The sequence below is a fragment of the uncultured Ferrimonas sp. genome (assembly GCF_947489035.1).
In the GTDB taxonomy this organism is placed as follows: Bacteria; Pseudomonadota; Gammaproteobacteria; order Enterobacterales; family Shewanellaceae; genus Ferrimonas.
In genome coordinates, this window is record NZ_CANLCI010000026.1 from 1 (window position 1) to 24719 (window position 24719).

27 protein-coding genes are annotated in these 24719 nt (G+C 54.8%); 11 read left to right on the forward strand and 16 right to left on the reverse strand.

What is annotated here, in order from left to right; translation table 11 throughout:
* Nucleotides 1-154: 154 nt before the first annotated feature.
* The 5 genes from Q0796_RS14175 to Q0796_RS14195 all read right to left on the reverse strand — a co-directional run bounded on the left by Q0796_RS14175 (nt 155) and on the right by Q0796_RS14195 (nt 5328).
* The gene (locus tag Q0796_RS14175; RefSeq protein WP_298444337.1) at nt 155-1333 is read right to left on the reverse strand and encodes an aminotransferase class I/II-fold pyridoxal phosphate-dependent enzyme; all 1179 of its coding nucleotides are present in this window, start codon (nt 1331-1333) and stop codon (nt 155-157) included.
* A gap of 153 nt (nt 1334-1486) precedes the next feature.
* The gene (locus Q0796_RS14180) at nt 1487-2956 is read right to left on the reverse strand and encodes a glutathione synthase (protein ID WP_298444339.1); all 1470 of its coding nucleotides are present in this window, start codon (nt 2954-2956) and stop codon (nt 1487-1489) included.
* 113 nt (nt 2957-3069) lie between these two features.
* Nucleotides 3070-3609, reverse strand: a complete 540-nt coding sequence (gene sigZ / locus Q0796_RS14185) for an RNA polymerase sigma factor SigZ (RefSeq protein WP_298444342.1) — start codon at nt 3607-3609, stop codon at nt 3070-3072.
* A 228-nt stretch (nt 3610-3837) separates the two neighbouring features.
* Entirely contained in the window at nt 3838-4152 is a 315-nt protein-coding gene (locus Q0796_RS14190; protein WP_298444344.1) for a DUF1330 domain-containing protein, read from the reverse strand.
* Between the two features lie 9 nt (nt 4153-4161).
* On the reverse strand, nt 4162-5328 hold the full coding sequence (locus tag Q0796_RS14195) for a saccharopine dehydrogenase NADP-binding domain-containing protein (protein WP_298444346.1): 1167 nt from the start codon (nt 5326-5328) through the stop codon (nt 4162-4164).
* 368 nt (nt 5329-5696) lie between these two features.
* Here Q0796_RS14195 and Q0796_RS14200 point away from each other — a divergent pair, with 368 nt between their 5' ends.
* Nucleotides 5697-6053 (forward strand): DOPA 4,5-dioxygenase family protein, encoded by a 357-nt coding sequence (locus Q0796_RS14200; RefSeq protein ID WP_298444348.1) that lies wholly within the window; start codon nt 5697-5699, stop codon nt 6051-6053.
* A 77-nt stretch (nt 6054-6130) separates the two neighbouring features.
* On the opposite strand, the gene Q0796_RS14205 is transcribed toward Q0796_RS14200, so the two are convergent.
* On the reverse strand, nt 6131-6667 hold the full coding sequence (locus Q0796_RS14205) for an acyl-CoA thioesterase (RefSeq protein ID WP_298444350.1): 537 nt from the start codon (nt 6665-6667) through the stop codon (nt 6131-6133).
* 178 nt (nt 6668-6845) lie between these two features.
* Entirely contained in the window at nt 6846-7895 is a 1050-nt protein-coding gene (locus Q0796_RS14210; protein ID WP_298444352.1) for a 2-dehydropantoate 2-reductase, read from the reverse strand.
* Between the two features lie 255 nt (nt 7896-8150).
* On the opposite strand from Q0796_RS14210, the gene Q0796_RS14215 reads away from it, so the two are divergent.
* Nucleotides 8151-8573 (forward strand): UPF0158 family protein, encoded by a 423-nt coding sequence (locus tag Q0796_RS14215; protein ID WP_298444354.1) that lies wholly within the window; start codon nt 8151-8153, stop codon nt 8571-8573.
* A gap of 117 nt (nt 8574-8690) precedes the next feature.
* Here the strand turns inward: Q0796_RS14215 and Q0796_RS14220 are convergent, their stop codons facing one another.
* The 7 genes from Q0796_RS14220 to Q0796_RS14250 all read right to left on the reverse strand — a co-directional run bounded on the left by Q0796_RS14220 (nt 8691) and on the right by Q0796_RS14250 (nt 15692).
* A complete protein-coding gene (locus tag Q0796_RS14220; protein WP_298444356.1) occupies nt 8691-9416 on the reverse strand; it encodes a DUF533 domain-containing protein in 726 nt (241 codons plus the stop codon).
* An 80-nt stretch (nt 9417-9496) separates the two neighbouring features.
* A complete protein-coding gene (locus tag Q0796_RS14225; RefSeq protein WP_298444357.1) occupies nt 9497-10117 on the reverse strand; it encodes an HAD-IB family hydrolase in 621 nt (206 codons plus the stop codon).
* A gap of 38 nt (nt 10118-10155) precedes the next feature.
* Nucleotides 10156-10605: a hypothetical protein gene (locus tag Q0796_RS14230; protein ID WP_298444359.1), complete on the reverse strand. Its 450-nt coding sequence runs from the start codon at nt 10603-10605 to the stop codon at nt 10156-10158.
* A gap of 55 nt (nt 10606-10660) precedes the next feature.
* Nucleotides 10661-12121, reverse strand: coding sequence for a cardiolipin synthase (gene cls / locus Q0796_RS14235; RefSeq protein WP_298444360.1), 1461 nt, complete (start codon nt 12119-12121; stop codon nt 10661-10663).
* On the reverse strand, nt 12114-12941 hold the full coding sequence (locus Q0796_RS14240) for an endonuclease/exonuclease/phosphatase family protein (protein WP_298444361.1): 828 nt from the start codon (nt 12939-12941) through the stop codon (nt 12114-12116). The genes cls and Q0796_RS14240 overlap by 8 nt, the downstream gene beginning before the upstream one ends.
* 118 nt (nt 12942-13059) lie before the next feature.
* A complete protein-coding gene (locus Q0796_RS14245) occupies nt 13060-15150 on the reverse strand; it encodes a M13-type metalloendopeptidase (protein ID WP_298444364.1) in 2091 nt (696 codons plus the stop codon).
* A 122-nt stretch (nt 15151-15272) separates the two neighbouring features.
* Nucleotides 15273-15692 (reverse strand): DUF1801 domain-containing protein, encoded by a 420-nt coding sequence (locus Q0796_RS14250; RefSeq protein ID WP_298444365.1) that lies wholly within the window; start codon nt 15690-15692, stop codon nt 15273-15275.
* A 218-nt stretch (nt 15693-15910) separates the two neighbouring features.
* On the opposite strand from Q0796_RS14250, the gene Q0796_RS14255 reads away from it, so the two are divergent.
* From Q0796_RS14255 to Q0796_RS14275, 5 genes are all read left to right on the forward strand, one after another.
* Nucleotides 15911-16300, forward strand: a complete 390-nt coding sequence (locus Q0796_RS14255) for a VOC family protein (protein ID WP_298444366.1) — start codon at nt 15911-15913, stop codon at nt 16298-16300.
* Between the two features lie 132 nt (nt 16301-16432).
* The gene (gene pdxH, locus Q0796_RS14260; RefSeq protein WP_298444368.1) at nt 16433-17071 is read left to right on the forward strand and encodes a pyridoxamine 5'-phosphate oxidase; all 639 of its coding nucleotides are present in this window, start codon (nt 16433-16435) and stop codon (nt 17069-17071) included.
* A 197-nt stretch (nt 17072-17268) separates the two neighbouring features.
* Nucleotides 17269-19488, forward strand: a complete 2220-nt coding sequence (locus tag Q0796_RS14265; protein ID WP_298444370.1) for a diguanylate cyclase — start codon at nt 17269-17271, stop codon at nt 19486-19488.
* Between the two features lie 32 nt (nt 19489-19520).
* The gene (can, locus tag Q0796_RS14270; RefSeq protein ID WP_298444372.1) at nt 19521-20171 is read left to right on the forward strand and encodes a carbonate dehydratase; all 651 of its coding nucleotides are present in this window, start codon (nt 19521-19523) and stop codon (nt 20169-20171) included.
* Between the two features lie 21 nt (nt 20172-20192).
* Nucleotides 20193-20723, forward strand: a complete 531-nt coding sequence (locus Q0796_RS14275) for a hypothetical protein (protein ID WP_298444374.1) — start codon at nt 20193-20195, stop codon at nt 20721-20723.
* A 64-nt stretch (nt 20724-20787) separates the two neighbouring features.
* On the opposite strand, the gene Q0796_RS14280 is transcribed toward Q0796_RS14275, so the two are convergent.
* Together Q0796_RS14280 and Q0796_RS14285 are read right to left on the reverse strand one after the other, a co-directional pair.
* The gene (locus Q0796_RS14280; protein WP_298444376.1) at nt 20788-20970 is read right to left on the reverse strand and encodes a hypothetical protein; all 183 of its coding nucleotides are present in this window, start codon (nt 20968-20970) and stop codon (nt 20788-20790) included.
* A gap of 68 nt (nt 20971-21038) precedes the next feature.
* Complete coding sequence (locus Q0796_RS14285; RefSeq protein ID WP_298444378.1) at nt 21039-22796, reverse strand: PDZ domain-containing protein; 1758 nt, start codon at nt 22794-22796, stop codon at nt 21039-21041.
* A 177-nt stretch (nt 22797-22973) separates the two neighbouring features.
* Here Q0796_RS14285 and hinT point away from each other — a divergent pair, with 177 nt between their 5' ends.
* Genes hinT through Q0796_RS14305 form a run of 4 tightly spaced genes read left to right on the forward strand, consistent with a single transcriptional unit; the run spans nt 22974 to nt 24704 of the window.
* A complete protein-coding gene (gene hinT / locus Q0796_RS14290; protein ID WP_298444380.1) occupies nt 22974-23324 on the forward strand; it encodes a purine nucleoside phosphoramidase in 351 nt (116 codons plus the stop codon).
* A gap of 8 nt (nt 23325-23332) precedes the next feature.
* The gene (locus tag Q0796_RS14295) at nt 23333-23827 is read left to right on the forward strand and encodes a PaaI family thioesterase (RefSeq protein ID WP_298444382.1); all 495 of its coding nucleotides are present in this window, start codon (nt 23333-23335) and stop codon (nt 23825-23827) included.
* Nucleotides 23828-24259, forward strand: coding sequence for a PaaI family thioesterase (locus tag Q0796_RS14300; protein ID WP_298444383.1), 432 nt, complete (start codon nt 23828-23830; stop codon nt 24257-24259).
* Between the two features lie 40 nt (nt 24260-24299).
* Entirely contained in the window at nt 24300-24704 is a 405-nt protein-coding gene (locus tag Q0796_RS14305; RefSeq protein ID WP_298444386.1) for a DUF1425 domain-containing protein, read from the forward strand.
* Nucleotides 24705-24719: the final 15 nt, after the last annotated feature.

The window sequence follows — 24719 nt, forward strand, 5'->3', positions numbered from 1 at the left end:
AGCAGTGCCATCGAAGCTCGCCGCAGGCGACAATAGCTACCGCGCAGCAACGCCAACAGTTAACTAATACACAGCCCTTTTTTGTGGCGGGATGATTGGCGCAGGGCTGAGCAGCATCGTATGGCTGGGGGCCATCGAAGGCACTAACGGCGAATTAGGCCTCGAATTGCTCAACCGCACGGTGCAAGGCATGAAACGAGGTTTGGAGCTGGGCTAAAGGTGCGGCGAAGTTCATGCGGTAAAAGTGTGCGTCGGGCTCGCCAAACCAGCTGCCCGGCGTTAATGCGAGTTTGGCGTGTTGGGTGAGCAGTAACGTGAGCTGGGTGGGGGTGAGCCCTAAGCCGGTAAAGTCGAACCAAATTTGATTGGTGCCTTCGGGGGCAAAGGTTTTAACTTGCGGCAGCTCTTTGGCCATAAACGCCACAATCCAATCTCGGCTGGTTTCGGTGTAACGCAAAAAGGCATCAAACCACGGCTTACCCTGTTGGTAGGCGGCAATGGTGGCGTAGGTGCTAAAGGCGTTGCCGTGATCAAGCGACATCGACGCTGAGGTGGCTTTAATTTTGTCGCGCAGCTGGGGGTTATCGCTGTAAATATAACCGTTGGAGATGCTGTTTAAGCCGAAGTTTTTCGCCGGAGAACCGATGATGGTCAGGCTGTTGTCGTAATCCAAGGCGGCCATGCTGGTGAAGGTGGCGCCGGAAAAGATGATGTCGCTGTGCACTTCATCGCTGATGATCAGGGTGTGGTATTTGTTGGCGATGGCGACCAGTTGTTGCAGCTCGGCTTTCGTCCAAACTCGGCCAACCGGATTGTGTGGATTACATAGCAGCACCATTTTTACCTTGCCTGTTTTTAACTGATTTTCAAAACCTTCAAAATCAATTACATAGCGGTCTTGCTCGATCTTCAGGGGGTTGCTGACCGCCGTTCGTCCCGCCGATTCAATTAAGCGGCGAAACTGATGGTACACCGGCGTTTGAATCAATACGCCGTCACCTTCGTTGGTAAAATCGCGGATCAATAAACCAATTGCGCTCAATACTCCGGGCACTTGCACAAAATGATCTGGGTTCAGATCCAGATTGTGGCGATCTTTATTCCACGCAGAAATGGCTGAAAACACCGTGTGCGAATCGAATTCGTACGAATAGGATTCTCGCTCAACCAACTGCTGCAGGGCATGGCTGATTGGCGCGGCAATGGGAAAGTCCATGTCGGCAATCCAATAGGGCGTTAATTGATCGGTGCCATAGATTTGGTTCAGCATGTTGCGGTCGTGCTTAATGAACTTATGGCTGACATCGGTGCGGCTAGGGGTAACTTGAAACATCGGTTCTCTCCGTTATTTTCACTTGCTACTGCTAAGACGCAGCAGCAAGGAAAAAGACGCAAACAACAGCCAACGGGGGAGCGGCACATTCAAATTGTTGAGCGTCATTCCTGCACGCCATTCCTGCCCGCCTTGGTGTCGGCGGTGCTGGCGTCAGTTGCTCAGCGTGAGCGAGTCTAAAATGCCTTGGCCACTATGAATGCCCCCCTCATTTTCACTGGCCGGTTTACTGCGGATCAGGTAGCCAGCGTAGCCATCGAGTTCGGTGACGGGTTCGCCATCAAAATAGGCGCTGAACAAGCCGATCTCGCTCACCAGATCATCAATCTGAGTTGGCTTACCATCGCGCACCGCGAGGGTGGGCTGTTCACGTTCATGGGGGTACAAACGCTGCATCAACGCCCAAGCGCCATATTCTGCCGGGGCAAGTTGCGCCAGCTTGTGGCTGATGTCGTCACCAAAAATGCAATGGCCACCGCCTTCCCCTTGGTTTTTGAGGACCCATTGTTGTTTGTTGGCTTCGGTTTGAAACCAATGGATGCTGTCTGGGGTTACGGGCTTCATCTCGGCCAGCACGCTTTTAACCTGCTGGGCTTGCGCTTGGGTGAGCCCCCAACGGGCGTACTCTGCCGCGGGCATCATGGTCAGTAGCATCTGCATGGTTTTACTGGTGGCCAGTTGTTGGCTGAAGGTGGCATTAACGGCCACATGGTGCTGCTCTATAAATTGCCGAGTTTGGCTTAAGGTGTGGCAACAGATGGCTTCATTTAGCTGCGGCGAGCAGTAATCCACATATTGGTAGCCCGCCCGCAGGTACACCACATCAATGGCGCCAACGCCCGCCAACAGCAAACGCTGATCGTCGCCGCTGGTAAGCTGAGTGCTGAGCTGTTCAAAGGTGCGGCGTACCGTGCGCAGCCCCTGCTGTTGCAGCTCGATCTCCAGCAGGTGCTGATCGTATACGTTATCTTCGTCGGCCTGAACCACCATCAAGAAGGTGGGGTTGGGCTGACTGGGATCCACTGGGAAGGCGGCTTTTATTTGCCGAGCCGCCTGTGCAATGCCGTAGGCTAATTGGGTTAGCCCTTGGTTTGGGGCTGGGGTTGCTTGGGGGTGTTCTAACCACGGTTGCTGCGCTTGAGACCACTGGCTGTGCAAAAAGGCGTGCAGTTCGCTGGCGCGCTGGCCGAAGGGCGCCATGCCTGCGGCGATGCCATTAAATTCGATCACCTTGGCCCCATGTTGGCGGTCGTCCATAAAGTCGGTACGCATCAACAACAGTGGTTTGCGCGCGGGTTGGCGATGCTGCTGAGCTTGGCCATGAACCTGCTGGTGCAACGACAGCAACCGCGCAAAAAAGGGATCCGCCTTGGCCACCCCCGCCAGTGACGTTTGCAGAAAGTCGTGATCTTCAGACAGGTTGCTGATCAACTTGGTGATCAGCGGGGTGACTTGGCGTAGGTGCTGAAAGGTGGCGCGCGCCATGGTGATGGGGGCAATGCTAAAAGGGCAGTGGCGGGCGCTGTTGTCTGCTTGGCGAAACGCCACGCCGTGCATGATGGCCCATTCACTGGCAGCGTCGATCACGCTTTGGGAAAGCGCAGGGGCGGTTTGGTGGTTCATGGTGACTCCAAGGTATCAATTTGACGCAGAGGCGCATGAGCTGGTACTGCGGGGAATAAACGCGAGGGGAATGGCCAGCGTCAGTTAGCGCTCAGGTGAGCGCCGCCGAGCCATCAGCATTTCAGTCGCCGCCCCTTTGCTTTGGGGGAATAGTCGGTAATGCCGTATTGGTCAATCTCAAAATCACAGCACGCCATCATCAGCTCTCGAAATTTTACTCGGCTGCGTTGCACCCGACTTTTGGCGCCAGACAGGGATAACCCCAGCTGATCGGCAATCTCTTGCTGGGATACGCCCTCTAATTCCGCCAAACGCAATGGCGTGCCGTATTTCTCTGGCAGTTCGGCAATTAACGGGCGCAAACATTGGGCGACTTCTTCGCGCGCCTGCTTACCTGCATCTTGCTCTTCTGCAACCAGATCCTCTGGCAGGGGGTCATGCACCCGCTGGCCACGATAGAAATCCATGATGGTGTTATGGGCAATGCGGTAGAGCCAGCCTTTCAAGCTGCCTTTGGATTTAAGCTGGTGCAGATTGCCACTGGCTTTGATGTAAACCTCTTGCAGGATGTCATCGACCATATCAGCGTCATCCACCCGCTTACTGACGTAGCGGCGAAGTTGCTCTTTGTGATTTTGCCATTCAGAGATCATAGAAACTCAGCCCCAACTCATAACGATTTTCTGTTCTGTTGCCTTAAGACGCAGGCGGGCGCCAAAAGACGCAAAATTTTTGAAAAAATGTGGCGGCAGTCCGCCGTTGCCTACACGTTAGCATAATCGGTTGGTGCGACACTGGAACGAAGAAGCCCCATCGGGCGATGGGGCTGTGAGGAGAGAGCGTTATCGGTGGTGGCGCTGATTCTGAGTGCCAGTGGTGGGCTAGTCCGGTTGCGGAATGCCCGGCACCATCACCACCGAGCCGCCGTCGGTTAAGATCTGCTGACGCAGCTCAGCCAGTTGGCGATACTCTGGCGATTCCCACCAGCTGATGGCGCTGTCGTAGTCCGGCACCTTGCCAACCACGGTCCAATTGCCAAGCCATTCGCCTTCTTTTACCTCTTTGCTGGCGGTGGCCACTAAGATCTCGCCACCAAGCTGCTCCATCTGCGCGAGCACTTTCAGGCCATAACGCTGATGGTAATCGGCGTGATCTTTTACCTGCATCTGAGCAATAAAAAAGTAGGGCTTTTTCATCGCTGGCCCCTATTCAACGTGGCTGCTAAAACGCAGTACGTTTTTGTCGCTCAGGCGTTCGATTAAGGCCGCACCCATGGCCGAGGCCGGAGTCCAAAATCCGCCGTTCAGCGACTGCTGCAACAAACACAGGGCGGATTCAGCAATCATCATGCTGGTGCAACCGTAGCCGGGATCTTTGTCGCCACTCACGCGCACACTCAGGCGACCTTGGTCGCTGCTGCCGTGGAAGCCCAAGGTAAAGAAGCCATCCTCTTGTTCTTGCGGGCTTGGGCCTTCGCCGGGCTTGGGCGCGTTGCCTTTACCCACTAAGCCATCGCCTTGAGTCAGCGCAATCGCCACTTGTTCGCCTTTGGCACCAGGGCCGGTGGCGATCATCTCGTCGTATTGGAAATCGCTGCCGTAGGGGTGGCCCAACAAGAAATTAGTGCGGTGGACGTTTTTGGTGTTGATCACCGCCATCACAAATGGGCTGGCCCAACTGCCTAACTCTTCGTCGTGCACGGGTTTGGTGCCGGAAGGTTGTTTGCAGCCCGGGAAATCTGGGGTTAAGGCGAAGGGGTTGATCATCAAGGCGCCGATGGCGGGATCTTGCTTGGCGTTTTTGGCTGACACCATAAAGCTGGCCACGGTGCCGCCGGATGGCCCGCCTTGCATTTTTTCCACTCGACCTTTCACTCGCTGCAGCGGCGCGCCGTGGTGCTGTGTGGCTAACTGTTGCAGTTGGAACACCCCCAGATCGGAAGGCACGGAATCAAACCCGCAGGAGTGCACGATGTTGGCGCCGCTTTCCTGTGCTTGTGTGTGGTATTTGTCGATCATCTGTCGCATCCAAGTGGGCTCGCCACACAAGTCGACGTAATCGGTGCCAGCGGCGGCACAGGCGGCCACTAAGGATTCGCCATACAACTGATAAGGGCCGGCAGCGGCAATCACCACTTTGGTGTGCGCCACCAGTTCAGCTAAGGCGCCGCTGTCGTTGGCATCGGCGATGATCAGCGGCACGTCGTTGCTGATGTTTAATTGGCTTCGAACCGCTTGCAGCTTAGCGAGATCCCGCCCAGCCATGCCCCAGCTTAATTCGCTGTTGTGGTAGTGGCGTTGCAAGTACGCCGCAATCAGTTGGCCGGTAAATCCGGTGGCGCCAAACACCACCACATCCAGTTGCTTATCCATGCGCTAATCCTTAAACGTTCGTTTGATTCTTTCTACGATAACAAGGCATCAATGGCAGCAAGGGGGTGAAAAGTGTCAGATCTGCGCGGTGACTACGCCAAGTTGCAGGCAAAGTGAACGAGATTAAGCCGAATAGGGGGGCGGAATGGCACCGCCTGAAACAGAGCTGCACACCGATATTGAGCGGCATTCAGGATCGATTTTTTGTTGCCGTTAATCGGAAAAATAGGATAACGATTTGCGTTAAAGTCAGTTACTCTCGAAATGAAAATGTTAAGAATGGCCAACAGTTAAGCCGTCATGGGCCGCTGTTGTTGGTTTTTATCCTAGATGTTTCGTATTCATCTTTTAGTGTTGAGAGCAAGGGAATGAACTCCATAAAAAGACCGATCAATAGACATCAGATCTATCATGCCCACGTGTATTTTGAGCAAGAGACGTTGGCGCAAGCGCAGCAGTTATGTGCTCAAGCCGGTGAGCAGTTTGGCCTTCGGGTTGGCCGCGTGCACCAGCGCCCCATTGGCCCACACACCATGTGGAGTTGCCAGATAGTATTTGATAACAAAGAGTTTGAATCTTTGATCCCGTGGCTGGACGCCCACCGCAATGGCTTGAGTGTGTTGGTGCACGGGCTGACCGGTGACGATCTGCAAGATCACACCGAGCACGCTTACTGGTTAGGCGAACAGGTGATCTTAGACTTGTCTGAGTTTGTGATGGCTTAGCCGTTACGCAGCGACCAAGCCCCAGAACAACACGCCCCGCACATTGCGGGGCGTTTTTTCTGTTCACCGCGCCGCAGCTATTCTGGCCGCTGGGGCGGCCAGGGGCGATGTTGTTCCGAGTCGATCCATTGGTGCACCCAATCCGGCAGGGTGAATTCGCTCTCTTCCGCCCCCAACGCTGCTTTGATTTCCGCGGGGGCAATCAGCCCTTGTTTGCCGGTGACACCGCCACGGATCAAAATGGACGAGCAGGGCTCGCCGCGTACCCACATCGATTGTTCAAGGTACATCCAGCGATCATCAAAGCCGATAAAGCGGCTGTGCATGGTGATTTTATCGAACATGTGAATGCGCTTGCGATAACGAACCGAGCTGCCTGCCACCACCAGTGCCCATTTGTTTTTCAGCAGTGCTGGCATCAACTTGCCGCGGATCGACAGGTCGATGCGGCCCAGATCGTACAGGGTCGCGACCCGGCCGTTGTTCATTTCGTTAAACAGATCCAAGTCCCACGGGTGGCAACGAAACTCAATGCTGCTGGGATCGGTATAAGCGATCTGACTTTTTTTCTTGGCATTAAAAATGGTTTTTGCGAGGCGAAAAAACGGGTACATCGATTGCGTCCGACACTGCCAGCGCTGCGGGGATCGCGACGCGGCCAAATTGATTTGAGTTAACACTCTATATTGGTGCGAGTGTGAGGTACAGGCAGCGCGGCTGAAATTCCCGCTAATCACCTGTAAATCATTGTGTTTATTTATGATTGCTGCTGCATCAGCAGGCGACAACGGCCTACTTTTGCAGTTGTTGCAGCAAGGCTGGTGCGCTTAACTGCGGCGATCCTACCTCGGCCTGTTCCGCTTGTTTTACCAGTGCCACAATTGCGCCGTTGGCGTTGGCACTGAGCCGATGCTGCTGCGCCAACTGCACGATTTCGCCGTTCAGGTAGTCAATTTCGGTTTTACGGTGCAGCTGCAAGTCTTCATACATGGATGAGCGTGCCTGTGGATCAACCTTGAGCATGGCGCTGGCCACGCGGCGAAACAGAACATTAGGCAGGCGTAAAATGTGCGGCAGCAAAGCGGGCACCACTTTGCCAGAGCGGGCCGGGGTGATCCCCGCTTGTTTGAGGATCCCCAGAGCTTCGGTGATCACTAAGGCCATCACTTGGCGGTACTGACGGTGATTGAGTTGATCCCGCAGCGGAATGCCAGCCAGTGCATTGACCGCGTTGTTGAGGTTGATGATCAGTTTGCCCCATTGTACCTCAAGCATATTCTCGTATTGGCGCAGCGGCAGTTGCGCCTGAGCCAAGCCGCGGATTAACCCCGCCACCGCTGGGCTGTCACTGGCGCTGATCGCCTCTAATGCCAAGTCGCCTTCGGTGCCGCAATGGAAGTGACCATCGCCTTGGTTAAACACATTAAACGGCACCATACCGCGCAGAATGCGCTGATTTGGCAGCAATGATTGCAGCAGTTCTACGTTACTAACCCCGTTTTGAAAACTGATTACCGTGGCGGCAGGATTGGCGTATTGCACTATCTGCGCGGCAGCGGCGGCGCTGTCGCCACTTTTTACTGTCAGCAAAATAACGTCTGCTTTCGCCAGCACAGCGGGAGACAGCGCAAACTGGATCTGGCTGGCCATCACTTGGCTGTTGCGGCCACGCCAGTCGGTAACGGTTAAGCCGTGATCGGCTATTTGTTGCTGTAATCGCTGCCGACCAATCAACGTGATTTTTAAGTCGGGGTTATTGCTGGCCGCAAGGCAGCCACCTAAATAGCAGCCAATGCTGCCAGCGCCGAGGATCGCAATGTTAATGGGCGTAACGGAAGCCATAGTCACCTTGGGGTTATCAGGCTGCCAACAGGCAACAAGGTTGGGATAATGGCGCTAAGGTGCGCTGCATTAGTGCACTAAGTCAACGGTTGGAGCGGGCGGCAGGGCACATCAGCAGCGGCACTTGGTATTGAGCGCGAGGATCATGGCCGCAGATTAAGTGGCGGACATTGCTTAATGTTTCCTCAATGGCGGTCGCCTTGTATGGCTATAACCAATAACAATGGTCGCCGCCGCAGTGTAGGCGAAACAGCAATGACAATAACCGTATCCCGTTTATTGGCGGCGGTGGCGCAGGTGTCCACCGCTTCACTCACCTCGGTCGCTCAGGTTGAAGGCTATTTGTGCGTCGAAAATGGCGCGATTTACTTCGATAACGAGGCCAATGGGGCATTACCCGACGATGTTGATGATTGGGAACGCTACCTTGAGATCCCCAGCTACGATGATCTCGATTTAGGGATCGGCTTACGTTATCGCTTTATTGAGCATCACGGCCAAGAATGGGCGGCAGAATTAACCGAGTTGCTGCAGGGGGCTGGATCGCTGCAGCAGTTTGATCAGCAGCTGCAAGCGCATGCGCTGGGGCCAGCGTGGCAGCACTATCAACAGACCCAGTCGGTGCGCGCGTTGCAGGAGTGGGCGGCAGAGCTGGAGCTGAAGCTGCGCCGTGGCTGAGGCCAAGTGTGTTTTGGTTCGTTGCCGTTTGATGGAGAGGGGCTCGGCGCTTGGCCGAAATGACCAAGGGCAGGGGATCCTGCCCTTGAAAGTACCAGCACATACAGCGGTTAGCCGTTAGCCGCCCGTGGCTTGCAGCTCCAACTGCTGCGCCAACTCTGGGGCAATGTTTAACTGGCGTGCCAGTTCCTGCAGGTAGGATTTCTCCATAAAGCTTTGTTCATCCACCATCATCACCGACACCAGATACAGCTCGGCGGCCAGCTCTGGCTGGCTAACCCCAGCGGCCACATCGGCGGGATCCAGCGGCTTGGCCAGCTCCGTTTCCACAAACTGCAGTACGGCGGGGCTGGCACCGGCCTGTTGTACGGCTTGATTTAGGTGTTGGCGCTCTTGTTCATCCACATGGCCATCGGCCTTGGCTGCGCCGATCATCGCCTTGAGCAGCTGTTTTGATGCGGTTTCATCGACCACGGGCAACTGGGCGGGGGCGGCTTGTGCTGCAACGGGGGCGACATTCGGTGTGGCCGCCGGGGCAGAATTTGGCGCAGCAGTGGCGGCGCTGGCTTGGTTGCTTTGCCAAGTTTGGTAGGCTTTTAAGGCTAAGGCGCCTAAGGCGGCAGCCCCGCCCACTTTGGCGACCCCTTTGCCCATCTTGCGGCCTTTTTTGCTGCCCATCATCATCCCCATGATGGTGCCGCCAATGGCACCGGAAGCTAAGCCGCTCAGGGCAGGGTTGATGCCTGCGCCAGAGGAGGGTGACGATGGCTGGTTGGGATTGTTCGCTGACTGGGGTGACGACTGCGCCCCCAGTACCTGATTGAGTAAACCTTGAAAGTCCATATGTGCTCCTGTTGGCCGTAGGACGGCGTGCCTGTACTCGACAGAGTTAAAGCATAGACAACAGAATTATCAGTTGAGTTTCAAGAAGTAAGCGGATTGGTGTAGGGCTGGCCATTCAGGTAGGGGTGATCCGCTAACGCCAGCATTGGCAGATCCTCGTCGGTATCGCCATAGGCGTACACCGCGTGATAGTGATCCAAATTGTAACGGGCTTGCACGCGCTGCGCTTTGTAGTGATTGGCGCAGTCGCCCGCCACATAACCGCCGGTGGCGCGGCCGCCAACAAAGCGCAGTTCGGAGCACAGCAGCTCAATATTGTGTTGCTGACACCAGGGTTGCAGATACACATGTAACGAGGCCGACACCAAAACCACGGTGTCGCCATTGGTTTGGTGCCAGCGCAGCCGTTCTATGGCTTCTGGGCGGAGGATCTGCTTGGCGCGACCGGCGATATAACGCTGGCCGAGGTGCTCTAAGCTGCGTTGGCGTCGGCCACTGTAGGCTAAGCGGCTAACCCAGCGCCGAGTAAAGGCGCTGGATAACCAGCCCCGTTGCCAACCCCATTTAAGCGGCAGTAACAGAGGGCTGGCCAGCAGCAAGCGCCACCACGGGGTGGCGTACCACAAAAACGCACTGAAATTGTCGTTGTCGGTTAAAGTGCCGTCAAAATCAAACAGGGCGAGATTGCGAGTGCGAGACATCAGCGCAGGTGGTGCATGGTGGGGATCAACACCGGGACTTAGTGCTGACTTGGAAAGATGATGGCGTCGGTTTCTTGGGCAAACATCTCGCCAAATTCCACCTGACCATCAACCAGCTGATAAGGGATAAACACCATCATCGCCAACCCTTGTTTGTGATCCAGATTGATGCCAACGGCATCTTGGGGTTCTTGATCGTCGTCGCTGATTAAAATGCCGGTGTCGTACACTACCGCGGTCGCGATGTATTCCCCTTCGCCAGCGGCTTGGCGTAGCACCAGTTGCAGATCCGCAACCATCGCTTCGCTTGGGTTTTCCTCTTCCAGATCCTCTGGCACATCCACGCTAACAAACTCAGCGGCTGGGGTCATCGCTGCCGCAAACGGCATAAATTCACCGGCTTCATTTAACAGTTTTTCTGCCAGAGGCATGGCGGCGTTCAACAGTTGTTGAGCCTGCGCTTGGCCGTTGTCTTGAGTTGATTCCATCGAAAACTCCGAGGTGGTTAATTGGGTCGGCTAATGTAGTGAGCTTTGGCCGCGGTTACAACAGTGGCGCAAACATATAGAAAAATTGCTCGACCAGTTTGCTGGGCAGCGAGCGTTGTTGCCACAAAGTGTAGTCATGGGCATAGCTCTGATCACGATAGCTGGCCAGCAGTTGCCCCAGCTCTCGGCACAGTTTGGGATCGTCCAGTGCTAAGGTTACTTCGCTGTTCAGCTGCAAGCTGCGCATGTCTAAATTAACGGTGCCCACCAAGCAATGTTCCTCATCAAACAGCACCGCCTTGGTGTGCAGTAAGCCGCCCTGAAACCGGTAGATGGTTACGCCAGCGCTGAGCAGCTCGGCAAAGAAAGAACGGCTGGCCCAGCCCACCATCAATGAATCGTTTTTCTCCGGTAGGATCAGCTCGACTTTGACCCCACGGGCGGCGGCGGTGATCAAGGCTTCCAGCAGGTGTTCACTGGGCACAAAGTAGGGGGCGCATAACGTGATGCGCTGGCGGGCGTGATAGATCCCCAGCAGCAGCACTTTTTGGATCACATTGCTGGGCAGGGCGGTGCCCGATGGGATCACCTGTACCGCATAGGCGTTCAGTTCGGGCTTGGCGCTGGCCAAGCGCGTTGGCAGCAGCGGCAATAGGGCTTCGCCGCCTTCCACCTGCCAATCCCACGCATGAATGGCGCTCAGGGCCGTCACGGCGGGGCCGCTGATCCGCACCATCACATCAATCCACTGGCCAACCCCCACGTTTTGCTTAAAGTGCGCCGGATCCACCATGTTCATCGAACCGGTATAGCCGATTTGATTGTCGATCACCAAAATCTTGCGGTGCTGACGCAGATCCATCCGTCGCAGAAAGATCTTAAATGGGTTGACGCTTAATGCGTCTACCACATTGATGCCGGCGTAACGCATCCGTGTGGGCCAGCGGCCATTAAAGAAGTCGCGGCTGCCGGCGGCATCCAAGATTAAGTGTACCTGCACCCCTCGTTTGGCGGCGGCGATCAGTAACTCTGCGACGTGATCCGCTTGGCCACCGGCGTGCCAGATATAAAACTCCAGCTGAATGCTGTGCTGAGCGGCGCAGATGTCTTGACAGATCTGGGTGAAAATGTGGTTGGGGGTGGTCAGCAGCTGCAATTGATTGCCAAGGGTGCTGGGGATCCCCAGTTGATTAAAGCAAAGGCTGTGGATGGGGTGAGCATGGGGGCCAAGGTTGCCTTGGTATTGTTTGTTTTGTTGTTCGAGCTGCAGCAACCAGTTCCGCAGCTCTTGATACAGTTGCTGGGCGCGGCGGCTGCGGGCGCGGCCAAGGTAACGTTCGCCAAACATCAAATAGATGATCACCCCAACCACCGGCACGATAAAAATCAGCAGCAGCCACGCCAGAGACACGCCCACAACCCGGCGTTTTAATGCCACCCGCAGCGAGACCGCGGCAATCAGCAGGTAGTACGCGCTGAGCCCAAGCCATAGCGCCAATTGATACAGTTTATCCATCGTTTTGTTGTACCTGAAATTGCACCAGCATTGGCGCGTGATCGCTGCTTTGATATTGATCCAGCACCACGGCCGTGGTGACCTTGAGCGCCGGACTGGCAAACACATGATCCAGTGGCGATCCCAAAAAGGCTTTGATTTTATCTGGGTTAGTAAACTGAACGGGGTGCAATCCAAGCTGGCTCATCTGCTGTTGTAACAGGGTTAATCGTTGCGGGCTCCAGCTGTTAAAATCGCCGCTGAGCAGCAGCAAGCCAGAGTGCGCTTGCACGGTGCTGAGCAGATCCGAGAGTTGCCGTTGGTAGGCGCTGTTGCTGACAAAGTTGATGGCGTGAATGTTCACCAGCAACAGTTGCTGATCGCCAATGGAGTAGTGGCTATAAAGCGCCAGTTTCGGGGTGTTGGCCAGCGGCTCGGTATCCTTGCTAAAGCGCACCTGGCTGTGGGTGGGCAACGATGGCGCGGCGTTTAGTAGGCCCGAATAGCCCTCGCTCAGCATCAGATTGGCGGCAAAGACGGCATTGTGGTTGGTTGGGTTCCGCCGTTTTGCGTCCAGCACGACCTCTTGCAGGGTCAGCAGCTCGGGTTGATATTGGCGCTGGATCTGGTCGAACTGCTGCTGCCACTGGGGCTGTTGACTGCGCTTTTGAATGTTCCAGTTCAGCAGGGTGAACTGGCTTGGCAGTGGCGCCTGCGCAGCACTGCGCAGCAACCACGTTTGTGGCGTGGCGGCGTTAGGCAATAAGGCAGTGGCGCTAAGCAGCAATAACGGCAGCGCGAGAGTGGTAAGCAGTAAAGCCAGCTTTGCTTGGCGCGTCACGTGTTACTCCTTACGGTTTAATTAGGGGGAAAGCAGCGAAGCCAACCCATTGTGACCTTTACCATAGCAATAAAAAACCCCTGCACAATGGCAGGGGTTGGTTAGCTAAGGTAATGAATTACCAAATCTTTACGCGTTTATCCGGTTCGATGTACATGGTGTCGCCTTGTTTCACATCAAAGGCTTGGTAGAACGCATCTACGTTGGCCAATGGGCCGTTGGCGCGGAACTGCGGTGGCGAATGCGGATCGGTAGCAACACGGTTACGCAAAGCCGCTTCTTTGTACTTGGCTCGCCAGATTTGGGTAAAGCCAATGAAGTAGCGTTGATCGCCGTTCATGCCATCCAGTACCGGTGCCGGTTGGCCATTCAGCGATAACTTGTAAGCTTTGTAACCAATGGTTACGCCAGACAAATCACCGATGTTTTCGCCAAGGGTCAGCTTGCCGTTTACGTTCAGATCGTCAAACACCGCGAAGCTATCGTATTGGCCGATCAGCGCGTTGCCCAACTCTTTGAAGGACGCCAGATCTTGCTCGGTCCACCAGTTGTTGAGGTTACCATCGCCATCGTAGCGAGAGCCTTGGTCATCAAAACCGTGGCCCATTTCGTGGCCAATCACCGCACCAATGCCGCCGTAGTTCACGGCATCATCCGCTTCCATGTTAAAGAACGGAGGTTGCAAGATGGCTGCTGGGAACACAATCTCGTTAGAGGTTGGGTTGTAGTAGGCGTTCACGGTTTGTGGGGTCATGTGCCATTCCCACGTGTGGATTGGGCCACCGATTTTAGCCACATCACGGGCATGCTTAAGCATGTTAGAACGCATGTGGTTACCCACTAAGTCGTCGGCTTTAATTTCCAGCGAAGAGTAGTCTTCCCATTTGTCGGGGTAACCAATTTTTGGCTTGAACGCGGCCAGTTTGGCTTTCGCTTTGGTCTTGGTTTCTGAGCCCATCCAGGTCAGTTCATCAATCGACTGGCCATAAGCGCTGCGTAGGTTTTCCACCAGTTGGGTCATGCGGGCTTTGGCTTCTGGGGTGAAGTGCTTCTTCACGTACACCTTACCCACCACTTCGCCCAGATCGCTGTTCACAATGTCAACGGCGCTCTTCCAACGCGGCTTCATCTCTTGTTGGCCATTCAGCTTGCGCGAGAAAAAGTCGAAGTTTTCGGCTTCCAGATCGCTGCTAAGCATCGAAGCGTAGCCGGTCAGCACGTGCCAGCTTTGGAACGTTTTCCAATCCGCTAAGCTGAACTGCTTCATCACATCTTCAACGGCGGTGATGTAGTTTGGCTGGTTTACGATCAGGTATTTGGCGTTCCCAATCCCGGCGCTATCTAAGTAGGCTTTCCAATCGAATTCGCCATTCAAATCGGCCAGCTTCGCGGTTTCAAACTTGTTGTAACGCTTTTCGCTGTCACGGTTTTCCACCCGAGTGTTGTGGTGCTCAGCCAGTGCGGTTTCCATCGCCATCACCTTGGCTGCGGCGGCTTTTGGCTGCGGCAGTTTCGCCAGAGTGAACATCTTTTCGATGTGCGCTAGATACTCAGCACGCAGTTGTACCGAGCGCTCATCATCTTTGAAGTAGTAGTCGCGATCCGGCAACGATAGGCCAGCCTGCCACAGGTGGGCGGCGTAGGTGCTGGAGTCTTTGGCATCAATGCTGACGTACGGCACAAATGGGCTGTTTACGCCGATTTGAGTGCTGGCACCAAAGTAGCTAGCCAGTTCCGAGGCGTTGCTGATGGCCGCAATCTTATCCAACTGCGCCTGAATTGGGGCTAGGCCCAACTGGTTGATGGTGTCGGTATCCATGGCGCTGTTGTACAGGGCCGATACTTTTTGCTCGTCGCTGCCATCAACCAGATCGGTTTTGGCGGCCAGCTCGTTGATGATGGTTCTGACATCTTCATCGGCTTTTTCACGCAGATCGTAAAACACGCCGGTGTTGGTGCGATCCGCAGGAACTTCATTGTTCTTTAACCACGTTCCGTTGACGTAGTTGTAGAAATCATCCTGAGGACGAATGCTGTTGTCGAAGGTGCTGAGATCAATACCGGAGCTCAGCACTTGCTTTACTGCTTCGGCAGTGACGCTTGGTGCTGGTTTGGCTGGGGCGGTTTCGGTCACCGGCTGAGCCGACTGGCTGCAGCCAGCTAATGCGATGGCGGAAGCGCAAAGGCCACCTAAGAGTTTCTTTTTCATCCACTTGTCCCTATGGCTTTGAGTCAGACTAACCCAGCGATAGTACCTGCGGAGGGGAAAAGCGTCAAAACTGATGGTAGCCAAAACGTAACGGGATTTGTCTTGTTGTGTTGCAACTTGGGTTAACTGCCGTGTCGTTGCTTCAATGCGGCGACATCGGCCGCGATGATCTGCTGCAAAATTTGGTTATCTACTTTATTTAGTGCCTTGATGTATAAGCAGCTTACCCCATGTTGATAAGGCCCCAGTTGCTGCAGGAGTTCGTGGTGTTGCTCAACGCCGCCCATCAGGTACACCGTCAGTGCCTGTTTGCGGCTAGAGAAACCGGTAAGCAGCCAACGGCCACTGCGGCCCGCATCGGTGCGGTAATGGTACTGGCCAAAGCCGACAATGCTGGTGCCCCACATCACTGCCGTTTCGCCGGTGATGGCACTCATCCATTGGCTTAACTGTTGGCATTGTTGTTGGCGTTCGTCACTCAATTGGGCGAGATAATCCGCCACCGGCATATCATTGGCTTGGTTTTTGTTGCTGCTCGCCATGCTTGGCCTCCATCGCTGCTGCGGGCATGATGACACTGGACATCACCACAGGGTGTAAACCCAGTTTATCCTATCTGCCTGATCCCGCTGCGTTGGCAACGGCGCTGCCGCGATGCATGATGGATGGTCGGCGGTCAGATTGCGGTGGCATTGAGCGAGCCCGGCGGCGCTACATACGGCGGTAACATGGCCGAGAGCTAAGACAAGGACAGTAAAATATGAGCAGCAACATTGGTGACATTCTTTGGCAAGATTTAACGGTGAACAACGCCGACGACGTGGCGGAGTTCTATCAGCAGGTGGTGGGCTGGCAAAAAAAGCCGGTGTCGATGGGCGAGTATGACGATCATGGAATGATGGTGGGCGACACCATGAAAGCGGGCGTATGCCATGCCAAGGGCAGCAACGCTGGGATGCCTCCTCAGTGGCTGATGTACGTTGCGGTTGCGGATCTGGATAACAGCATCGCCACCGCGCAGCGCCTTGGCGGGGAATTGATTGTGCCAGAGCGCGCGATGGGTAAGGATCGAATGGCGGTGATCGCCGATCCGGCTGGGGCCGTATTGGCGCTGTATCAAGTGGCCAGCAGCGACAACACCAACGCATAGCGGTGCCGCAATGGCAGGCTAGGGCGGTTAAGAACCCCGGCGCGGCGAAACTCTAAAATTGCGGTGGCGGCAGGGTTCGCAAACCGTCGCCTTCGGGTACACTGCTCTCATTGAAGGAGTAAGGAGTTTAGGGTGAAAGAGTTAACCGACATCCGCCGCGAGTATTTGCAAGGTGGGCTACGCAGTAATGAACTGCCGGCGTCGCCACTGCCACTGTTTGAACGGTGGATGGCCCAAGCCAACGAAGCGCAATTGATTGATCCAACCGCCATGAGCTTGGCCACGGTCGATCAACATGGTCAGCCATTCCAGCGCATCGTGTTGTTAAAGCAGTATGACCAAGACGGCTTTGTGTTTTACACCAACTTAGGCAGCCGCAAGTCGCAACACATCGCTGACAACAATCAAGTGAGCCTGATGTTTCCGTGGCATGCGTTAGAGCGCCAAGTGCACATTACCGGCCGTGCTGAACGCTTATCGACCACGGAAGTGCTGAAATACTTTGCATCGCGCCCGCGTGACAGCCAATTAGGCGCTTGGGCTTCGCCCCAAAGCAGCAAGCTGTCTGCCCGTGGCGTGTTGGAAGGCAGCTTTATGAAGATGAAAGAGAAATTTGCTAAGGGCGAAGTGCCGTTGCCGGATTTCTGGGGCGGTTATCGAGTGAAAGCCGACAGCATTGAGTTTTGGCAAGGCGGCGCCAAGCGTCTGCACGACCGTTTCTTATATCAGCTCAACCAAGATCAATGGCAGTTGGATCGCTTAGCGCCCTAACCCTCTTTTGAGCTTCCCCCAACAACACAGCTTCGGCTGTGTTTTTTTTATGGAAAAAAGGGCTGGCCGCGGCGGCTTAACATTGCAGCGTTGAAAAAACATTGATCTAGTTAAAAAAATGATACTCAGCTGATGGTTCTTGTTAACATTGGCGTTCCATTATTTTTGTAAGGATTGCGGCCACTGCAAGCGTATTAATGAGTCGCCTTTTCAGCTATTCCACCACCGAGCAGCGTCACTTTTTCCGCTTTGCCGTGGCCTCCATTTTGGGGCTGCTGGGGCTAGAGCTGAACTGCTTGCCGATCCCGCTGTTTGCGAACGCTGAGCTGGCGTTGGGCAATGTGGTGGTCTTGCTGTGCGCCAGTCGCATGGGGCGCTGGCCGGTGTTGTGGTGCGCCTTGGTGGCCTCCACCGGCATGTACATGAGTTGGGGCAACCCGCTGCTGTACGTCACTTTGGGGCTAGAGGCGTTGGTGGTGTGTGAAATGCGCCGCCGGGGCTTTTTCCTGCTTTACGCCGATCTGCTCTATTGGATGTTTATCGGTATGCCGCTGTCCTATTGGGTCTTAAGTTACGCGGCGATGCCAAGCGAATACCTGACCTTTGCGGTGATCAAACAAGGCTTCAACGGCTTGCTTTACACCGCCATTGCCAGCGTGATCCTGTTTATTCTGCCCAAATATTGGTTACGAGGATTACGGCAACAGCCGGTGATGCGGCGCGACTTTCGCGAGAAATTAACCCACGGCGTGGTGGTGCTGATCACCCTGTCGTCGATGTTATCGTTGCTGGTGTACAGCGCCTATTTGATGCGAACTCAGCAAGAATTGCTGTTTCGGCAGATGGAAGTGACCGGTCAGCGGATCTCGACCCACATTGAACGCTACATCAGTCGCCATGCCGATGCGGTGGCGATAGCGGGTAAGTGGCTGCCTGCCACGGTGGAAACTCAGCAACAACAACTGACTCAACTGCATGGCCAGTACGATGGCTTTTTGTCGATGCTGGTGACCAACCAACAAGGTGACATCATTGCCGCCAGCCCCAGCAGCACCAAAGTGTTGGGGCTGAATGTGGCCCAGCGCCCCTATTTTCGGAATGTGATCAACAGCGGCCAGGTCTATGTCTCCAGTGCCTTTCGTGGCCGCGGTTTTGGTAACGATGCCATTGTCGCCATTAGCGCCCCTTGGTTTGATGGCCACGGCCAGATTGCCGGCATTATCGAGGGCTCGTTAGACATTCAACGCTTACGCATGCTGATGGACATCGATTACGAGTTAAAACTGGTGCTTACCGACACCGCCGGTGCCGTTGTCGTGGCGTCAAATGGGCTTGGGATCGAGCCGTTATCGATGGTGGACGTGTTTAATGTTCGCCATGATGGCACCGCCCATCGGGTTGAATTGATCAGCCTTGGGGCCAACAGTAATCAGCGGCAAGATTACTTTGAATTGGATTTCGAGTTGGGGGCGAACTGGATGCTACGGGTGTTGATGCCCTATCGGCCCGTGGCGATGCGTGCAGAGCAGCAGTTTTTGATTGGCCTAAGCCTGCTGATTGGCGGCTTGTTGTTGTCGATTTTCCTGACGCGTCAACTCAGCGGCTTTTTAACCAAGCCGTTAGAGCGGTTGGCGCAAGAGGTTGCAAAACCGTATCACCCAGACCGACCGATGCGTGCTTTGCCGCGGGGCTCAGCGCGGGAAATTTTGCTGCTGCAACGGGAATTGGATAAACAGCGCCACTCGATCTACGAACACCAAGAAGAGTTAGAAGATAAGGTGGCTAAGCGCACCGCCCAGCTGGCGGCGGCGAACACCAAGTTGGCGCGTCTGGCGTTACGGGATGGCTTAACCGGTGCCTATAACCGCCGCCACTTTAACCACAGTTTTGAATCTTTCCGGCAACACAGTTTGCGTTCGGATCAGCCGTTGCTGCTGGCGCTACTGGACATTGACCACTTTAAAGCGGTGAACGACACCTATGGCCACCTGATTGGGGATGATTGTTTAAAATCATTGGTGACGCGCATCAACCTGCACTTTGGCCGCGAAAATGATCTGTTAGCCCGCTACGGTGGCGAAGAGTTTGTGTTGTTGCTGCCCCACCTAACCCATCAATCGGCACGGCAACAGCTTGAAAAGATGCGGCTGGACATTGCAGCCACGTCGATGGCGACCTTGCCGGATGGCCGAGATCTGCACATTACCGTCAGTATTGGGGCCATTTTTGCCGATGCGACCTTTAATGACGAACTGACGGCGTGGCTGGATGTAGCCGACAAGGCGTTGTACCAAGCCAAGCAAAATGGTCGAAATCAGTTACAACTGGAAAACTTTTTAGTCACTTCGATTGAAAAAAAACCAAACAATCAATTTAGTAACACTGCCCTTACCAGTCAGCGAACGGATTCAGGGTAGACTGGCTTAAACCCTATAACGACAGAGATACGATGGCAGAACTACAACATCTGCTTGATCGCAATCGCGATTGGGCAGCACAAGTAAAAACCGATAAACCCGAATTTTTTTCCAATTTGGCGCAGCAACAATCCCCTGAATATCTGTGGATTGGTTGCAGTGACAGTCGCGTGCCCGCCAACCAAATCATCGATTTGGATCCCGGCGAAGTGTTTGTGCACCGCAACATCGCCAACGTGATCAGCCATAACGACATGAATGCGTTATCGGTACTGCAATACGCGGTTGATGTATTAAAGGTGCGCCACATCTTAGTGGTTGGGCATTACGGCTGTGGTGGCGTTAAAGCGACCTTAGACGATCAACGCTTGGGGCTGGCCAGTAGCTGGTTGCGCCCGGTGAAGGCTGTGTTGGATACACACCAGCAAACCCTGCAAGCCCTGCCCGAACAACAACGCTTTCGCCGCCTATGCGAACTTAACGTGATTGCTCAGGTGATGAACACCTGCCAAACCACCATCGTCGAAGGGGCTTGGGATCGTGGCCAGCAGGTGTCGGTGCACGGTTTGGTCTACGATGTGGCAGATGGCCTGTTGCGAGATCTGTCGGTGAAGATCGATGGCACCGCCAAAGCGGCACTGACTTGCTCACAGGCGATAGAGAAGCTGGCAGAGCAGGGCTAATTACCCCGAAGGAGAGGCGTGATGTTCAACAAGATCCGTACTTTAGTTACTGTGGTGTTGCTGTTAATTACGCCTTTTTGCTGGGCTGAAGCTGATCGCAGTAAACCGCTGCAGCTGGCTGAGCCGCTGCAACAGTTTGCCCCATACGTCGGCAAAACCTGGCGCGGTGAATTTTCAGACTCCACCGCAGCAAAGCCGATGATCGACGTGTCTCATTGGTCGGTGGCGCTGCAAGGGCAAGCGGTTCGCATCACCCACAGCTTGAACCAAGGCGAGTATGAAGGCGAAACCATGATCGTCTTCAACGGCCAAACGCAGCAGTTGGAGTTTTTCTACTTTACCACCGCCGGCTTTTACACCATTGGCCGCGCAGAGTTTGATGGCAGTGCCTTTGTCTCGTACGAACAGGTGAGCGGTAACAGCGATGGCATTACCGAAGTGAAAGCGGAAATCAATTTAGTGGATGCCAATACCATGACCCAGCAAGCCCATTACTTAAAAAATGGCCGTTGGGTAAAAGGCCACAGTGCTCGCTACCGCGTGGTGGAGTGACGTTTCGCTAGGCACAAAAAAGCCGCGATTATCGCGGCTTTTTTTATGGGCACTCATGCATCATTCAGTAGCTGTGATGATCCTGTTCGGATTTCTCTTTGTCGGCAAAGCTAGAGAGCTGCTCAGCAAAGACACCGTGTAACTCTTCTTCGATATCACGCAGACGTTCGCGCAGATCGGCAATGGATTTGGCGCCTTTAAAACGATCTTGTAACAGCGATTCTAGGGTGTTCTGGTGCTCTAACATTACTTACCTCCAAATCCCAACATGATGAGTGCGGCAACGAAGGCGCAGTGCCGCCGTTGCCAGTCCCGTTATAGCCAGTGCTGGCTCAGGTTGCTGTCGCGTTCAGTAATAACCACAGTATCTGGCTCAGCCGCTTGCAGTGCAAGGGTTCCTTGCATCAATTCGTCGCGGCGGAACCAATGCACGCTCACTTCCGTGCCGATGGCGTATTTCGCTAAAGCGGCATCAATATCGCCGCTGGCTTGCAGCTGGTTAATGGCGATAAGTTTGTCGCCGGCCGCTAAGCCCGCTTGCTGGGCACTGCTGCCATTACGCACGGTAAGCAGCGTTACTCCGAAGCCGTCTGCTTTATAACGGGCGCCGAAATCGATGCGGTTCACTTTATCGCTGCGGCCGCCCTTGTCGCTGTTGCCGTTGCTGGCACGCAGGCTCATGTCGCAGCCAAATAACGCCAGCATTGCAGGCAGTGGCAGATCTTCAGTGCTGTCGAGCCAAGCAAACAGATCGCTGACATCGCGGCCAAGCAGCTCCGCCACAATGCGCTGATGGCTGTGATTGTCGGTGCCAATGCCCGGCTGGCCATACTCGCGCCATAAGCGCTGCATGACGCAATCTAAGCTGTGCTTGCCTGCGGTTTCATGGCGTAAGGTCAGATCCAGCAGCAGGGCAAACATCGCCCCTTTGGTGTAGTAGCTTACAATCGCGTTTTGGGCGTTTTCATCTTGTTTGTAGAACTTGGTCCACGCGTTAAAGCTGGAATCACGCAGGGTTTGCTTAAAACGACCGGCCGCGCGGGTCACCCGAGTCATGCCGTGGGCGAGTTGATCCAGGTAGGTGGCGGCGTCGATGCACCCGGCGCGGTAGACGATTAAATCGTCGTAGTAAGAGGTGATCCCTTCGTAGGCCCACAACTGAGTGGTGTAGGTCTCTTCGCTTAAGTTGTACGGCGTAAATTCGGCCGGTTTGATCCGCTTGACGTTCCAGTTATGAAAATACTCGTGGCTGCACAACGATAAGAAGGTGCGGTAGCCCTCGCTTTGGCCTGCCTCGTTGATGCTCGGCAGATCGTTCCGGCCACACACCAGCGCAGTCGAAGCGCGGTGCTCAAGGCCGCCAAAGCCATCGCCAACCACTTGGGTAAGGAACAGGTAACGGTCGTAGGGGGCGCCGCCAAACAAATCGATCTGCACTTGGCAGATTTTTTGTAAATCGGCGCAGATCCGTGCGGTGTCTGCCCAGTGCGGCCCCGTTAAGACCAGATCGTGAGGCACGCCGCCGGCTTCAAAGGTGGCTAAGGTAAACTCGCCCATCTCTACTGGATGGTCGATAAGCTCGGCGTAATTGTCGGCTTTATATTGGCCGTAGCCGTACCGCTTGGCACCGTCCAGCGGCATGGCGGTGGCCACGCGCCACTGTTGGTATGATTCGCCCGATGGCGGCAGCAGTTGCAGCGTCACTGGCTGGTCTTCTTGGCCAACCAGCGCTAAAAAGGTGGCCGAGCCATTAAAGAAGCCGTGGCTTTGATCCAGGTGCGCTCCGCGCACAGACAGATCCCACGCGTAAACCTGATAGCGGATCCGCAATTGAGCGCCGTTATTATGGGCTTGCCAGCTTTGTTTGTCGGTTTGGGTTAGCGCGATGGCGTCGCCATTAACATCTTCTGCTTCAATCCCGATAATGTGGCGCGCAAAATCGCGCACCATGTAACTGCCTGGCAACCATGCTGGCAGGGTAAATTGCTGCTGGGGCTGGGCTTGATCGGTAACAATTTCGACGCTGAACAGGTGGGCGTGGGGATCGATCGGCTGGATCTGGTACTGAATCATGCAACGTACTTCTTGTTGTAGAGATATGGCACGATTGTAGGCTCAACTTTACGCTTTTGTCAGCAATTCAACCGCTGGTGGCTGCAATATGGGTGATTGAATTCATTTGTGATTTTTCCTATTGGCCAAGGCTCCGTATAATTACCGCAACATTTACTTCCAGTTAAGGAAACGCCAGTGGCCGACGAGACCATCTTTTCCAAAATCATTCGCCGCGAGATCCCAGCCGAAATCGTCTTTCAAGATGAATTGGTAACCGCGTTCAAAGACATTAGCCCGCGCACGCCAACCCACGTGTTGATTATCCCCAATAGCGTTATCCCCACTTGCAACGACATCAGCGCCGAGCACGAACCCGCGCTTGGTCGCATGTTTACGGTGGCCGCGAAAATAGCCAAAGAGCAGGGCATTGCCGAGGATGGCTACCGCCTGATCATGAACTGCAACAGCCACGGTGGCCAAGAGGTCTACCACATCCACATGCATCTGCTTGGTGGTAAGCCACTGGGCCCGATGCTTTCGGTATAAGCACAGTCATGGCGACCCCAAATCGCGGAACCGTGCCGCTAACAGGATATGCGAAACGCTTTGTGGACCAATTGGCCCAATGTCGTGCGCTTGGAATACGGATATTAGAAGGCAGTGAACGCCATGTGTTGCTGGAACTGCCATATCAGAAACGGATTATCGGTTACCCCGATACTGGGGTGATCCACGGCGGGGTGATCACCACCTTAATGGACACCGCCTGTGGTGCCACCGTGGTGTGCGCGCTGCGCCATGCTACCGGCAATGTCGAGCTTAGCCCTACCTTGGATCTGCGGGTCGACTACATGATGGCGGCCAAGCCGGAGCAATCGGTGTTTTGCTACGCTGAGTGCCACAAACTCACCAGTGCCATCGCCTTTGTGCGTGCGGTGGTGTACCAAGACGACGTGAGCAAACCCGTGGCCCAAGCGGTGGGATCGTTCATGCGGATTGGCCCAGAGTTAGTGACGGAACAGTTCAAGCGCAACATGGAAGGCGGTTAGATGGATTTCAAACAGAAGTTACAGCAGGCCGCCAGTAGCAAAGATTTTGATGCGTTGCTGCAGTTGGTGCCTTATGTCCAGTTTATCGGCATGGAATGCGAACGGTTTGGCGATGAAATGGTGTTCCGGTTGCCACCGAAAGAGGAAAACATCGGTAACCCGATGCTACCGGCGCTGCACGGTGGGGTGATCGCCGGCTTTATGGAGATGTCGGCTATTATTCAGTTAATGGTGATGATGCAAACGCCGCGAGTGCCGAAAATTGTCGATTTCTCGGTGGATTATCTGCGTGCAGGCCACCTACGTGAAAGCTACTGCGAATGCATCATTACCCGCCAAGGGCGACGGGTGGCCAACGTCAACATCATTACCTGGCAAAGCAACCGGAAACAGCCCATCGCCACAGCGCGGGCGCACTTCTTACTGGAGTAGGGGAGGCGACGGCGCAGGTTATTTATGAACAGGAGTCGTCATGAAGCATCGCGGTTGTCGTTATCTTATCCCCTTAGTGCTGGCACTGCTTAGCGCGGGGTGTGCCACCAACAGTGCGGGCATCGCGGTGCGCTCTGATAGCAGCGATCTGCGCGTTGATTCCTCCAGTGTGGCCAAAGCGGTCAACATCAGCCAAGTACGGCAGCGTAGCGTTGCTGGGGTGCTGCAAGGCAGCGCGTTGATCTCGTCCACCGTCAGCAGTGATCGTTACTGGCAGTACAAATTTACCTTTTTTGACCTGCAAGGGCTGCCGGTTGAACTCGACAGCAGCCATTGGCAACCACTGAACTTACACGGTGGTGAACAGCGCGCGGTGCAAGCCGCGGCAGCCAACGCCAGCGCCGCCAGTTTTGAGCTGTCACTGCGGCCAGTAACAAAAAACTAACCTTGGCAACACGCA